This window comes from Streptosporangium sp. NPDC050148, assembly GCF_055586505.1.
In genome coordinates, this window is record NZ_JBVJIA010000019.1 from 87,511 (window position 1) to 101,154 (window position 13,644).

Sequence of the window (13,644 nt, forward strand, 5' to 3'; positions counted from 1 at the left end):
CATTACCCGGAGTGACGATAGCGGTGTTCTCGCGTCAACCACTCCAGGTAAGCCCGGGGAACGGTCAAGAAAGCGCATGCCACCCCGGTCACCTCGCCGGAGGCGGTGAAGCCGAGCCCGTGCCGCTCGGTGAGCGCCGGGACCGCCCGCGCGGCGGCCCACAGCTCCTCCACCCGTACGGCGAGGCGGTCGATCACCCACTCCTCGGCCGCGCCACGCCGGCCCCGCGGGCGTACGACCGGATCTCCGGAACGTTCCAGAAGCTCCGCGGCGACGCGCACGTACCCGCGCCCGCCGGCCACGTCCACGCACCAGGCGGCCACGTCCCCGCTCGCCTCGGTCAGGGCGCGCCACTGGCGGCTCCGGCTCACCGGCTCCGGCACCTCGGTCTCGCGGCACGGCTCCACCAGGTCCAGCAGGTAGCGGCCGAAGGCGTCCCTGCCCCTGGCCGGGTACTCCTCGGCCGTGGGCGTCCCGGCCGCCGTCAGCGCCTCGCGCTGGGCGGCGAGCCCGGCGGTGAACCGCTCGCGCCACGCCCGGCTCATCCCCGGCGCGCAGGACCGCCACAGGCCGGTGAACGCCCGCTCCAGCGGCGCCGGGCCCGGTTCGGCGCCCCCGGCCACGGCGATGATCCCGCCGATCGCCCCGGGGTCCTCACGCAGCCGCGCCGCCAGGGTCAGCCAGCGCGCGAAGAGCGTGACCACGCGCGTTTCGCAACGGGCGAACGCCCGCCCAGCCAGCCAGGGGGCGGAGGGGTCGGGCTCCAGGCCGGTGGCGTGCGCCCAGTCCGCGGTGGCCGCCTCGACCAGGTGTGACGACGGGTGCACGGGGCAGGGCATCGTCAGTGCCGCGAGCCGTTCGGCCAGCCCGGCCGACGCGGTTCCCCGGCCGTCCGGCCGCGGTGATCTGTGGACCTCGGTGCTCGTCATCGCTCCCCCGGCTCGAACTTCCAGCGGTTCCGGTCGCACACTAGGAGGAGACGGGGCCCGCCGGGCGGAGGCGCGACGAGCCCGATGCCATATCTCACCGTTCTTCCTCGTAACGTGTGCGAAACACTGAGAGGGCAGACTGAGAGACCATCAGGCGTGTCGTGGCACGTCGGCAATGAAGGAGAAGCCTTGGACCGCCAGCAGGAGTTCGTTCTCCGCACCCTTGAGGAGCGCGACATCCGGTTCATCCGGCTGTGGTTCACCGACGTGCTCGGGTTCCTGAAGTCGGTGGCCATCGCCCCGGCCGAACTGGAGGGGGCCTTCGCCGAGGGCATCGGCTTCGACGGCTCGGCGATCGAGGGCTTCGCCCGGGTCTACGAGTCCGACATGCTCGCCAAGCCGGACCCGTCGACCTTCCAGATCCTTCCCTGGCGCAGCGAGACGCCCGGGGCGGCCCGGATGTTCTGCGACATCCTCATGCCGGACGGCTCGCCCTCGCACGCCGACCCGCGCTGGGTGCTGAAGCGGACCCTGGCCAGGGCCTCCGAGATGGGCTTCAGCTTCTACACCCACCCGGAGATCGAGTTCTTCCTGCTGAAGAACCGGCCCGAGGGGAACGACCGCCCCGAGCCGATCGACGGCGGCGGCTACTTCGACCACACCCCGCACAGCTCCGGCCACGACTTCCGGCGTAACGCGATCATGATGCTGGAGTCGATGGGCATCTCCGTCGAGTTCAGCCACCACGAGGGCGGGCCGGGCCAGCAGGAGATCGACCTGCGCTACGCCGACGCGCTCACCACCGCCGACAACATCATGACCTTCCGCCTGGTCATGAAGGAGGTCGCGCTGGAGCAGGGCATCTGGGCGAGCTTCATGCCCAAGCCCTTCACCGAGCACCCCGGTTCCGGCATGCACACCCACATGTCGCTGTTCGAGGGCGACCGTAACGCCTTCTACGAGCCCGGTGCCGACTACCAGCTCTCGAAGATCGGCCGTTCCTTCATCGGCGGCCTGCTCACGCACGCCGCCGAGATCACCGCGGTCTGCAACCAGTGGGTCAACTCCTACAAGCGGCTCTGGGGCGGGGCCGAGGCGATCGCCGGAGCCGGAGGCGAGGCCCCCAGCTACATCTCCTGGGGTCACAACAACCGCTCGGCCCTGGTCCGGGTGCCGATGTACAAGCCGCACAAGAGCGGCTCGACCCGCATCGAGTTCCGCTCGCTCGACTCCGCCTGCAACCCCTACCTCGCCTTCGCCGTGATCCTCGCGGCCGGGCTGAAGGGCATCGAGGAGGGGTACGAGATGCCCCCCGGCGCCGAGGACGACGTCTGGGCGCTCACCTCGGTCGAGCGCCGGGCGCTGGGCATCCAGCCGCTGCCCCAGTCGCTGGACGAGGCCATCGCGGTCATGGAGCGCAGCGAGCTGGTCGCCGAGACCCTCGGCGAACACGTCTTCGACTACTTCCTGCGCAACAAGCGCGCCGAGTGGAACGACTACCGCCGCCAGGTCACCGAATTCGAGCTGGGCCGCTACCTGCCGGTGCTGTAACCCCGGGTCGGAGCGATTCTTACACCGTAAAGGGTGCAGGTTCGGACGGTTCATCTCCGTCCGGTCCTGCACCCTTTGAAAATTCCGGGCCGTGTACGGGCGTCGTAACGAGAACCGGCGGCCTTGCGGAGCGTGTCGCCCGCCGGAAAAGACCTCCCGCCTCGAACCGGGACGCCCGGAAAGGCCGCCCACCGGAACGCTCGAAATGAGGACCGGAGCGTGGAACCGCCGATCGGCGACAGGCGACGAATGGCGAAGTCCCGGCACGGTCGTTCGAGGTCTCTCCTCACCACAGGTCTTTCGTGCGTGTCCGGCCCGACGACGCGAACGTCCCGGATCACGCCGGGGAGGCATGAGGTGGGACGACGTTGAAGGGCGGCCGCCCACCACGTGGTCGATGACCTCCGCCGGCATTCACCCCCGGGCGATCTGCGGGTACAGCGCGCGCGGATCCGCGGACAGGGCCGCCTTGACCTGGACGGTGTTCTCGTCGGCCAGGATCTCGATCTCGCCGGCCTCCAGCCCGTCCAGCGCGGTGCGCACGACGTCGGCGGGATCGTTCTTCTCCACGTCGAAGGCCGCCATCATGTCGGTGTCGGTGCCGCCCAGATGCAGGCCCGCGACCGTGGTCCCCTGGCGTGCGAGCTCCAGGCGGATGCCGTTGGTCAGGCTCTACTGGGCCGCCTTCGCCGCGCTGTAGGCGTTAGCTCCGTCGTAGGACATCCACGACAGCAGCGACATGACGTTCATGATCGCCCCGCCGCCGTTACGGGCCAGCACGGGGGCGAACGCCCGGACCACGTCGAGCGTGCCGAAGTAGTGCGTCTCCATCTCCAGCCGGATCTTCTCGAGCTCTCCGGTGACGAGGTTCTGGTAGGTGGCGACCCCGGCGTTGTTGATCAACAAGGTGACGTCACCGGCTTCGGCCGCCGCGGCGGCGACCGACACCGGGTCGGTGACGTCGAGCCGCAGCACGTTCACACCGGGAACGTCGACGAGCTCGGGCGTACGCGCGGTCGCGTAGACCTTCGCCGCCCCCCGCTGCAGCAGCTGCCGCGCGAAGTGCCGGCCGATGCCACGGTTGGCGCCGGTGACGAGCGCGACGGAATCGGCGATCTTCATGTGTGCCTCCTGAGAGCCTGAGTCGTTTCGTCCAGGTCGTACGCGGGTTACGCTAAAACCTGACGTTGACGTCAGAGGCAAGTGCCATGACGGAGGTCACAGGGAAGGTGCCCATGCGTATCGGTGAACTGGCCGCCGAGGCGGGCGTGAGCGTGCGGGCCCTGCGCTACTACGAGGAACACGGCCTGCTGACCTCGGTGCGCGCCTCCAGCGGGCAGCGGCACTACCCGCGCGGCGCGATCGGCCACGTCCGGCTGATCCAGCAGTTGTACGCCGCGGGGCTGTCCAGCAGGACGATCGTGGACCTGCTGCCGTGCATCGAGACCGGTGAGGTGACGCCCGCGCTGCTGGACCGGCTGTCACACGAGCGGGACCGCATCGAAGAGCGGATCGACAGCCTGGTGAACACCCGCGACCGGCTCGACCACCTCATCACCACGGCCACCAGGGCCAAGGACGTGGGCCATCGCTGCCCCGGATGGGTGGGCCCCCCGCCTCCTTGAGCCACGCGCGGGCCTTCAGACACGTGCGGATCTTGAGGTACGTACGGACCTTCGGACACGTGTGGACGGGCACGTCCCACCGGTCGGCGCGTGCGTCGCCCGAGCCCTGCCGCCGGTCCTTCTCCGCGCAGCGGGTCTGGCAGTGATCCGCCGCTTTTTGGCAGCCTCTCCGCTGTCGGCCCGACGGGAGGGGTGGAAGGCTACCTGCGTTCGAAGATCGAAACGACTCAGGAGCACGCATGAGAGCGAAGAGACTCGCCGCGGGTGTGGCCGGGCTGCTGGCGGCCGGATCCTTGCTGGGCAGTGCCTCACCGGCGTCGGCCCAGGCGGTGACCGGTAACGCCTCGGCGTACGGCTGCGGTTACATCCACTTCACGGAGACCCCCGACCGGCGGGCGAAGTACAACCACTGCGGTCCGAACGCCACGGTGCAGATCATGGTGGAGAACTCGTTCTGGTGGGACTGCGGACCGTACACCGTCAACCGGGGCATCACCGACATCGAGGCCTGGTGCGGCAACATCCGCACGCTGTACGCCTGGGCCGTGTGACGACGGCCGCCCCCGCGTGACGTGGCGGCCCGCAGGACCCGGGCCGCCACATCGGCGATTCCGTACGGTCCCGGCCGAGGTCCCGCCGTTCTCGCGCGCCCGGTCGCCGATGTCCGCGGCCGACGTGCCCCGCCATTACCCGGTCGTTTCTCCATTTCGGACCCGGGACGATTCCCGGGCGCCTTCACCGGCTGGGAGCACGGGCGCGGGACGTTTTGATTCCTGTTTTCTCGCCATTCGGGACAACGGCTTTACGGAATGCCGGAAATGATTCACACTCACTGCGGGGGGTCACACGCCGACGCGATTCGATAGGGGCACCATGCACATCGGCAGGCGAGCCGTGGGGACCGTTCTCCTCACTTTCGGGCTCTTCACCCTGGCGTTACTCGTCGCCGTACTGGCGGTCGGCCCGGCAGGGGAGACGGCCCTGGCCGCCGTCCCGGCGAGGGACGCCGCGCACGTGGCCGCTCCGGCGCGCGCGGGGGCGGACACCACCCCGCCGACCCGCCCGGGAGGCACGCGGCCCTGCCCGGTGCCGATGGCGCCCAACAACCCCGTCGGTTACGCCTCCATCTGCTGGAACGCCTCGACGGACGACAACGGGGTCGTCGCCTACGACCTGTACCGCCTGGAGATCACCGGCTTCGTCCGGGCCGCCACCACGACCGGCACGATCGGGGGCTTCTCGGGCGAGCTGAACCGCTCGTACACGATGTACGTCGTGGCCAGGGACGCGGCCGGGAACGTCAGCCCGCCCTCCAGCCTCATCACGGTGTCCGCGACGGTCGGGACGACCCCGAGCGCCTCGCCGACCCCCCTGCCGGGCGACCACATCCCCCCGTCCAAGCCGACCGGCCTGCAGGACGCCTGCCTGCAGGACTTCCGGGGCGTCACGTTCTGCTGGCAGCCGTCGACCGACAACGTGGCGGTGACGGCGTACGACGTCTACCGCGAGACCCTCACCGGTTACACCAAGGTCGACACGATCACCCCGCCCGGGTTCCTGAACTTCACCGAGTCCGGCCTGGTCATCGGGCGGCGCTACACCTACGTCGTGGTGGCCAGGGACGCGGCCGGCAACCTGAGCGTGCCGTCGGACCCGCTGTCCGCGCTGGCCAGGGGAGGTCTCCCCTCCCCGACCATCACGCCGACGCCCACGCCGACCCCCGGCCCGTCGTGCGAGGTGTCGTACCGCGTGACGTCGTGGGGTTCGGGTCTGACCACGCACATCACGGTGCGCAACACCGGCGCCGCCCCGATCGACGGCTGGACGCTGACGATCGACTACCCGCCGCCGGGCCCGCGCCTCGTCTCGGGCTGGTCGTCGGGCTGGAGCCAGGACGGCTCCCGCCTGACCGCCGTGAGCAAGTCGTGGAACAGCGTCATCTCCGCGGGGTCGCAGACTCAGATCGGGTTCGTCGCCTCCTACAGCGGCGTCCTGGCCGACCCGGCGGGCTTCACCCTCAACGGCACGTCCTGCTCCTTCACCGGCTGACCACGTCGTCCGGGCGGCACCGCCGCGGGGAGACGCCTCCCCGCGGCGGTGCCCTCGCCGTTCCGCGAGCCGGTGCCGGTGCCCTCGCCGTTCCGTGAGCGGGTGCCCTCGCCGTTCCGGACGGCACCGCCCGCAGGTGCGGTCACGGAACGTTCCGATCCTCTCGCGGACCGTGTGATCCGGTCCGGCCCGTCGAACGTCATACCGGCGTCACCCGCGGTCAACGGGGGCGTCATCGACCCCGAGTTGGCTGTATGTACAAGCAGTCCGGTAAAATCGGCCAATCCATTTAGCGTGATTTAAGAGGATTGATCGCCGTAAAAGGCGTCAGGAGGTGCGGCATGACGATGATGTCCGAGCTGCAGACCGTTCTCACCGTTCCGGCACGTTTCCGCGGCCCCGAGAGGTCCGCGAACGGCGGATGGATCGCGGGTACGGTCGCCGAGGCGTTGCACGGCGCTGGGAACGACTCGGCCGTCGAGGTCACGCTGCACGCGCCGACGCCACTGGACACCGAGTTGTCGCTGCACCATCTGGCCAACACCGCGACCCTCACCCAGGGGGACAGGCTGCTGGTCGAGGCCATCACCGTCGCCGAGGAGCTCGGCGCCCCGGCCTTCGTGCCCTTCGTCGACGCGGCACGGGCCGAGAGCGGATTCGCCGGTCTGGTCGCGCACGCCTTCCCCGGCTGCTTCGCCTGCGGCCTGCGCGGTCCCGGCGACGGGCTGCGGATCTTCCCCGGGCCGGTGGACGGCACCGACCTGGTCGCCGCGGGCTGGCGGGTCCCGATGAGCATCCTCAACGAGGACGGCACCGTTCCCGACGCCATCGTCTGGTCCGCCCTGGACTGCGCCAGCGGCTGGGCGCACTTCAAGCCCGGCGAGTTCGCCCTGCTCGGCCGCCTGACCGCGCGGCTGCACCGCAGGGTCTACCCCGGCGGCACCTACTCGGTCGTCGCCCGCCCCACCGGCCGCGAGGGCCGCAAGCTGTTCGCCGAGAGCGCCGTCTACGAGGTCGACGGCACGCTGCTCGCCTCGGCCAAGGCCGTCTGGATCACCCCGGCCCAGGGCGCCGAGCCCGGCCGGGCCGGGACGCCGGCGAGCTGACGGGCCCGGGACGACGTGACGCGACACGATGCGGTGATCCTCCGTGCAGCCCCCGGCTCCCGGCCGGTACGGGACCGGTGCCCGTACCGGACCATAATCGGCATATGAGGATCACCGTCATCGAGCACGAGGCGGACGCGGGTCTCGGGTTCCTGGCCGGCTGGCTCTCCGGGGCCGGGGCCGCCTTCGAGGTCGTGCGGCCCTACCTGGGGCAGGCCGTGCCCGGCCGCGCCGCCGACGGGCTGATCGTCCTCGGGGGCGAGGCCGCTGCCTGGGAGGACGAGCGCTTCGCCTGGCTGCCGGCCACCCGCGACCTGATCCGGGACTCGGTCGGCGCGGGCGTCCCGACCCTGGGCGTCTGCCTGGGAGCCCAGCTCATGACGCTGGCCTGCGGCGGCACCGTGGAGCGGGGCGCGCACGGCCTGGAGGTGGGGGCCCGCGAGATCGTCCCGCTGCCCGCCGCCGCCGACGACCCGCTCTTCACCGGGCTGGCGCCCGCTCCCGCCGTGCAATACCACCGCGACGCGATCACCGGCCTCCCGCCGGGCGCGGTGGCGCTGGCCACCGGCGACCCGTACCCCAACCAGGCCTACCGGCTGGGGACGAACGCCTGGGCCGTGCAGTTCCACCCCGAGGCCACCCCCGAGATCTTCGCCGGCTGGACGGCCGGGTCGGCCGGCCACCTGACCGGCCTGGGCCACTCGGTCGAGGAGCTCGACGCCGGGGTGGAGCGGGTCCGTGACCGCCTCGTCGCGGCGTGGCGGCCCCTGGCCGAGCGGTTCGCCACCGCCGTGCAAACCGCGTGACCGTCCGATCACGGTCCGAATCCGCTAACGACGCCGCGCGGTTTCGGGATTACCCTGTGCGGCAACGCCCCGGACGCCTGGGACGCGAGCCACGCCCGGGATCCGCCTGACCCCGGAGCGGGCGTGACCGCGGGGGAGGGCGTCCCCGCGGAGAGGCGGGGTGACCCGGGGTAGGAACAGGACGGCTCGGGGGAGACGTGAGGAACAGCGCCCGTGCCCGTGATCGAACACCATGGAGGGTCGGTGGAGACGGTGCCCCGGATGCAGACGACGGCCGGACGGCTCGCCCGGATCGGCTTCGCCGACGGGGCCAGGGCCGAGAGGCTGCTCGACGAGATGGGCCCCGAGGCCGTCGGTGACCTCGGCCTGCTGAACGCGCTGGTCACCGCGGCCGATCCCGACCTGGCGCTGATCTCGCTGAACCGGCTGGCCGAGCGGGATCCCGGCGTCCTTGGAGCGCTCCGGGCCGACCCCGGGCTGCGCGAGCGGCTGGTCGGCGTCTTCGGGGTCAGCGCCGCGCTCGGCGACCACGTCGTCAGGCACCCCGAGCACTGGCGCCTGCTCGGCGAGGCCTCCGCCGTGGAGCGCCCGACCGAGAGCGAGCTCCGCGCGGAACTGCTGCTCGCCGTGGGGGCGGAGCCCGACGCCCCCGAGCCGAGGGCCGCCGACGCCTCCGCCGACACCCTGTCGGCGCTGCGCGTCGCCTACCGGGGCCGGCTGCTCCACCTCGCCGCCCGGGACGTCACCGGCACCGTCTCGCTGTCGGAGGTGACCGCGGAGCTGTCCGACCTGGCCGGGGCCGCCCTGGAGGCGGGACTGGCCGTGGCCAGGTCCGAGTACCCGGAGGCGGGGTCGGTACGCCTGGCCGTCATCGGCATGGGCAAGTGCGGGGCCCGCGAGCTCAACTACATCAGCGACGTCGACGTGGTCTTCGTGGCCGAGCCCAGGCCCGGCCCCGACGGCACCGGGGGCGTCGACGAGCACCAGGCCGTCCAGCTCGCCACCCGGCTGGCCCAGGGCATGATGCGCGCCTGCTCGGCCAGCACCCCCGAGGGGTCGCTCTGGGAGGTCGACGCGGCCCTGCGCCCGGAGGGCAAGGCCGGTCCGCTGGTGCGCACCCTCGCCAGCCACGAGGCCTACTACCGGCGCTGGGCCAAGACCTGGGAGTTCCAGGCCCTGCTCAAGGCCCGGCCGATCGCGGGCGACGCCGAACTCGGCGAGCAGTACGTGGCCGCGATGAACGAGATGGTCTGGCAGGCCGCCACCCGCGAGAAGTTCGTCGAGGACGTCCAGGCCATGCGCCGCCGGGTGGAGGCCCACGTCCGCGGCGGCGGGGCCGAACGCCAGCTCAAGCTCGGTCCCGGCGGGCTGCGCGACATCGAGTTCGCGGTGCAGCTGCTCCAGCTCGTGCACGGCCGGCTGGACCCGCTGCTGCGCCGCCGCGCCACCCTTCCCGCGCTCGCGGCCCTGTCCCGGGGCGGCTACGTGGGCAGGGACGACGCCAGGACGCTCGGTGAGGCGTACACCTTCCTGCGCCAGGTGGAGCACCTGATCCAGCTGCACCGGCTCCGCCGTACCCACGTGGTGCCCGAGGGCGAGGCCGACCTTCGCCGCCTGGGCCGGAGCATGGGCATGACCGCCGACCCGGTGGGGGAGTTCACCACCCGGTGGCGCAGGCACGCCGTGGAGGTCAGGCGCCTGCACGAGAAGCTGTTCTACCGGCCGCTGCTGCAGGCCGTGGCCAGGCTGCCCGAGTCGGAGGACCGCCTGTCCACCACCGCGGCCAAGGCCCGCCTGGAGGCGCTGGGCTACGCCGACCCGGCCGGGGCGCTGCGCCACATCAGCGCGCTGACCACCGGCGTCTCCCGGCGCGCCGCGATCCAGCGGACGCTGCTGCCGGTCATGCTCGGCTGGTTCGCCGACGCCCCCGACCCGGACGGCGGCCTGCTCGGCTTCCGTCAGGTCTCCGACAAGCTCGGCACGACCTCGTGGTACCTGCGGCTGCTGCGCGACGAGACCGCGGTGGCCGCGAGGCTGGCCCGGATGCTCGGCACCAGCCGCTACGTGACCGGCCTGCTGATGAACGCCCCCGAGGCGGTCGCGATGCTCGGCTCGGACGACGACCTGATCCCCCGCCCCGCCGCGGCGCTGCTGTCGGAGGCGCGGACCGTGGTCGCCCGCCACCTCGGGAACGCCGAGAGCGCGGTGGCCGCGGTCCGGGCGATGCGCCGCAGGGAGCTGCTCCGTACGGCCGTCGCCGACCTGTCCGGCCTGATCGGCATCGAGGAGGTCGGACAGGCCCTGTCCGACCTCAACGACGTGACCATCCAGGCGGCGCTCGACGCCGCGATCGACAAGGTCGAGATGGAACGGCGCAGCCCGCTGGCCACCCGGTTCGCGGTGATCGCGATGGGCCGCCTGGGCGGGGTCGAGTCCTCCTACGGCAGCGACGCCGACGTGATGTTCGTGCACTCGCCGCTGGAGGGCGCCCCCGAGCGGGAGGCCACCGAGACGGCGTTCGAGGTGGCCAACGAGCTGCGCAGGCTGCTGGCCCTGCCGGCCCCCGACCCGCCGCTGCTGATCGACCCCGGCCTGCGCCCCGAGGGCAAGGCCGGGCCGCTGGTCCGCACCCTGGCCTCCTACGCCGCCTACTACCGCCGCTGGTCCTCGCCCTGGGAGTCGCAGGCGCTGCTGCGCGCCCGTTTCTCGGCCGGGGACGCCGACCTCGGCGTCGGCCTGCTGCACCTGGCCGACCCGCTGCGCTACCCGCCCGAGGGCATCTCCGACGCGGCCGTGCTGGAGATCCGCAGGCTCAAGGCCAGGATGGAGGCCGAACGCCTTCCCCGGGGCGCCGACCCGGCCCTGCACACCAAGCTCGGGCCCGGCGGCCTGTCCGACGTGGAATGGGTGGCCCAGCTCATCCAGCTCCGCCACGCCGGGCGCCTGCCGTCGCTGCGGACCACCCGCACGCTGGAGGCGCTGGCCGCCGCGGTCACCGAGGAGCTGCTCTCCGAGGCCGACGAGGCGGTGCTGGCCGAGGCGTGGCGGTTCGCCTCGCGCATCCGGGACGTCATCGTCACGGTCCGGGGCCGTGCCGCCGACGCGATCCCGGTGGACGCCGGCGAGCGCAGGCTCATCGCCCGCGCCCTCGGCTACCCGCCGGACGGTACGGAGGACTTCGTGGACGACTACCGCCGCGTCACCCGCCGCGCCCGCCGGGTGGTGGAGCGCGTCTTCTACGAGGACTGACCCGCCGCCGTCCTCCGTCCGTCCCGGGCTCCTCGGGCTCCTCGGGCTCCTCTAGGTCCTCGGGGTCCTGCGTGGGGCCGGGCCGCGCGTCCGGCCCGCCCGGGAGGCGTCCGGACCTGGAGACAGACCCGGGATCACGAAATCGACCTGTTTCAGGTGATCGCGTTGCGCCGTCCGGGGCGGGCGTGTATCAACGGTCCGGGTGATCCTTTTGATATCCGTCTACATCGATCTGGCCATCGGGCTGATCCTGGCCTTCCTGCTCCTGTCGCTCCTGGTGAGCGGGATCAACGAGGCCATCGTCCGGCTGCTCGGGATCCGCAGCAAGTTCCTGTGGGCCTACCTCAGGGACACGATGGACGGCTCCGAGGGCGGCAGGTCGTGGATCCCGTCGAAGGTGGCCGACGTCTTCGCGAAGCTCCCCTTCTCCAGCGACGACCCGCGTCCGGTGCACAGCCCCGACCCGGCGCCCGCGGTGGTGGAGCCGATGCCGGTGGACCTGACCGCGGTTCCCGCGGACGCGGGGGCGCCCCCGGGGGAGTCCTCCCCGGCCGCGGCGGCGGGCTCCGGGGAGCGGGGGACCGGCACGGCCGCCGCTCCGGTCACCGGGGGCGCCGCCGGGACGGGGGAGCCCGCACCGGCGATCGACATGACCGCCCGGCTGTACGAACGGCTCCAGGAGATCGACCACCCCAAGGGCGCCCGTACCAGCATCGCGAACATCCCGCCCGAGCGCTTCTCCGGCGCCGTGATGGAGCTGGTCGCCGCCGAGGAGGACGGGATCGACGGCCTGCTGGCCAAGCTGGAGGCCATCCGCAGCCCGCTGGCCGGTCACCTGCGCGGGGTCTGGGAGGGCGCCCAGCGGGACACCCAGAAGTTCCGCAAGGGCGTCGAGCACTGGTTCGACGGTGAGATGCAGCGCCTGTCCACGCTCTACGCCCGCTACGTCAGGTGGGTGGTCTTCGCCCTGGGCATGGTGCTCACGCTGCTGTTCAGCATGGACGCGCTGGAGTACGGCAAGACGCTGCTGCGCGACAACGCCTACCGCGCCGGGGTGGCCGCCATCGCGGGCGGCGGAGGGGACGGGTACGCCGCGCTCAAGGAGAGGTGCGCCGGTGCCGAGCCCGGCCTGGCCGAGCCGTACCGGTGCGTGACCGAGTCCCTCAGCTCCCCGGCGCTGGTCAAGATCTTCGACCACGCGATCCTGAGCGTCACGATGCCGCCGGAGGACTCCGCCGACCCCTCCTTCAGGTGGAACGGCGCGGCCTGGTGGGACCGGTTGATCACCCCCGGGCACTGGCCCGGGTACCTGCTCACCATGGTCGCGCTGCTGTTCGGCGCCTCGTTCTGGTGGGACGTCCTGCGCCGGCTGACCGGCGTGCGGGGCAACCGCTCCTAGACCGTCCGCGGGGTCCCGCGGGCGGGCCGTCCCCGGTACGGGTCCCGTGCGTCCGGACTCGGCGGGTCCCCGCGCGGGCCGGGCCGTGTCTCAGCGCAGTTCCGCCAGGAGCAGGTCCACCTGGGGGAGCGGGCCGGGGCCGTACGGCCGGACCACGACCGTGGCGGCGCCCGCCTCCCAGAGCGACCTCACCTGGTCGGCGGCCTCCTCGGCGGAGCCGGACGCCATCGAGACCTCGTCCGGCGAGACGCCCAGGAACCCCGCGGAGTCCGCCGCCAGCCGGGCGGCGGCCTCGGGATCGCCGATGCACAGGTGGGTGAAGACCACCATCTCGTGATCGCCGCCACCGGTCGCCTTCAGCGCCTCGGCGATCCCGTCGGGACCGACGCCCTCCGGCAGGATCGTGCCCTGCGCGACGCGACCGGACAGCTCCAGCGAGCGGGGCCGCACCACCCCGGCCAGCACCGGCGGCACGACGGCCGGGGGGTGGACCAGGCGCACCCCGTCGATGTGCACGACCCGTCCCCGCAGGGACACGGTCTCGCCGCGCAGCAGCCCGCGTACCGACGTGATCGTCTCCTCCAGCAGCGCCAGCGGGGAGGGGGCGAGGGCGCCCACCTGGCGCATCCAGTCCTGGACGCCGTGCCCGATCCCGGCGGCGAGCCGGTGCGGGTGCAGCCGGGCCAGGTTGCCGAGCTCCATGGCCAGCAGGGCCGGGTTGCGCAGGGGCGCCGGGGCGATGCCGATGCCCACGCGCAGCCGCTCGGTGACGGCGAGCACGGTGGCCGCCGACGAGACGGCGCCGGTCCAGCCGAGATCCTCCACCACCCACAGGTCGTCCACGTCCCCCACGTCCAGGTGGCGGGCGAACGGGATCAGCGACTCGGGGGGAAGGTCGCGGTCGAACATGACACCCAGACGCATGTCTCT

The 13,644-nt window shown here is 72.4% G+C and carries 12 protein-coding genes; 8 read left to right on the forward strand and 4 right to left on the reverse strand.

Going from position 1 to position 13,644, the window contains the following annotated elements; translation table 11 throughout:
• Nucleotides 1-2: 2 nt before the first annotated feature.
• Nucleotides 3-929: a terpene synthase family protein gene (locus ACZ6RT_RS22110; protein ID WP_470155738.1), complete on the reverse strand. Its 927-nt coding sequence runs from the start codon at nt 927-929 to the stop codon at nt 3-5.
• Between the two features lie 189 nt (nt 930-1,118).
• Between ACZ6RT_RS22110 and ACZ6RT_RS22115 the strand changes: the two genes are divergently transcribed.
• Nucleotides 1,119-2,480, forward strand: a complete 1,362-nt coding sequence (locus tag ACZ6RT_RS22115; protein WP_470155740.1) for a glutamine synthetase family protein — start codon at nt 1,119-1,121, stop codon at nt 2,478-2,480.
• Between the two features lie 414 nt (nt 2,481-2,894).
• Here the strand turns inward: ACZ6RT_RS22115 and ACZ6RT_RS22120 are convergent, their stop codons facing one another.
• The gene (locus ACZ6RT_RS22120; RefSeq protein WP_470155741.1) at nt 2,895-3,068 is read right to left on the reverse strand and encodes a hypothetical protein; all 174 of its coding nucleotides are present in this window, start codon (nt 3,066-3,068) and stop codon (nt 2,895-2,897) included.
• Nucleotides 3,069-3,152: 84 nt separating this feature from the next.
• Nucleotides 3,153-3,602: an SDR family NAD(P)-dependent oxidoreductase gene (locus tag ACZ6RT_RS22125; RefSeq protein ID WP_470155743.1), complete on the reverse strand. Its 450-nt coding sequence runs from the start codon at nt 3,600-3,602 to the stop codon at nt 3,153-3,155.
• A gap of 113 nt (nt 3,603-3,715) precedes the next feature.
• Here ACZ6RT_RS22125 and ACZ6RT_RS22130 point away from each other — a divergent pair, with 113 nt between their 5' ends.
• The 7 genes from ACZ6RT_RS22130 to ACZ6RT_RS22160 all read left to right on the forward strand — a co-directional run bounded on the left by ACZ6RT_RS22130 (nt 3,716) and on the right by ACZ6RT_RS22160 (nt 12,714).
• Complete coding sequence (locus tag ACZ6RT_RS22130) at nt 3,716-4,105, forward strand: MerR family transcriptional regulator (RefSeq protein WP_399193492.1); 390 nt, start codon at nt 3,716-3,718, stop codon at nt 4,103-4,105.
• A gap of 239 nt (nt 4,106-4,344) precedes the next feature.
• On the forward strand, nt 4,345-4,656 hold the full coding sequence (locus tag ACZ6RT_RS22135) for a hypothetical protein (protein ID WP_470155745.1): 312 nt from the start codon (nt 4,345-4,347) through the stop codon (nt 4,654-4,656).
• A 343-nt stretch (nt 4,657-4,999) separates the two neighbouring features.
• Complete coding sequence (locus ACZ6RT_RS22140) at nt 5,000-6,154, forward strand: cellulose binding domain-containing protein (protein ID WP_470155747.1); 1,155 nt, start codon at nt 5,000-5,002, stop codon at nt 6,152-6,154.
• Between the two features lie 341 nt (nt 6,155-6,495).
• Nucleotides 6,496-7,260 (forward strand): PaaI family thioesterase, encoded by a 765-nt coding sequence (locus ACZ6RT_RS22145; protein WP_399193484.1) that lies wholly within the window; start codon nt 6,496-6,498, stop codon nt 7,258-7,260.
• A gap of 104 nt (nt 7,261-7,364) precedes the next feature.
• Nucleotides 7,365-8,066 (forward strand): type 1 glutamine amidotransferase, encoded by a 702-nt coding sequence (locus ACZ6RT_RS22150; protein ID WP_470155749.1) that lies wholly within the window; start codon nt 7,365-7,367, stop codon nt 8,064-8,066.
• Between the two features lie 261 nt (nt 8,067-8,327).
• Nucleotides 8,328-11,315 (forward strand): bifunctional [glutamine synthetase] adenylyltransferase/[glutamine synthetase]-adenylyl-L-tyrosine phosphorylase, encoded by a 2,988-nt coding sequence (locus ACZ6RT_RS22155; protein WP_470155806.1) that lies wholly within the window; start codon nt 8,328-8,330, stop codon nt 11,313-11,315.
• 202 nt (nt 11,316-11,517) lie between these two features.
• The gene (locus ACZ6RT_RS22160; protein WP_399193480.1) at nt 11,518-12,714 is read left to right on the forward strand and encodes a hypothetical protein; all 1,197 of its coding nucleotides are present in this window, start codon (nt 11,518-11,520) and stop codon (nt 12,712-12,714) included.
• A gap of 90 nt (nt 12,715-12,804) precedes the next feature.
• On the opposite strand, the gene ACZ6RT_RS22165 is transcribed toward ACZ6RT_RS22160, so the two are convergent.
• On the reverse strand, nt 12,805-13,638 hold the full coding sequence (locus ACZ6RT_RS22165) for an LLM class flavin-dependent oxidoreductase (protein WP_470155751.1): 834 nt from the start codon (nt 13,636-13,638) through the stop codon (nt 12,805-12,807).
• Nucleotides 13,639-13,644: the final 6 nt, after the last annotated feature.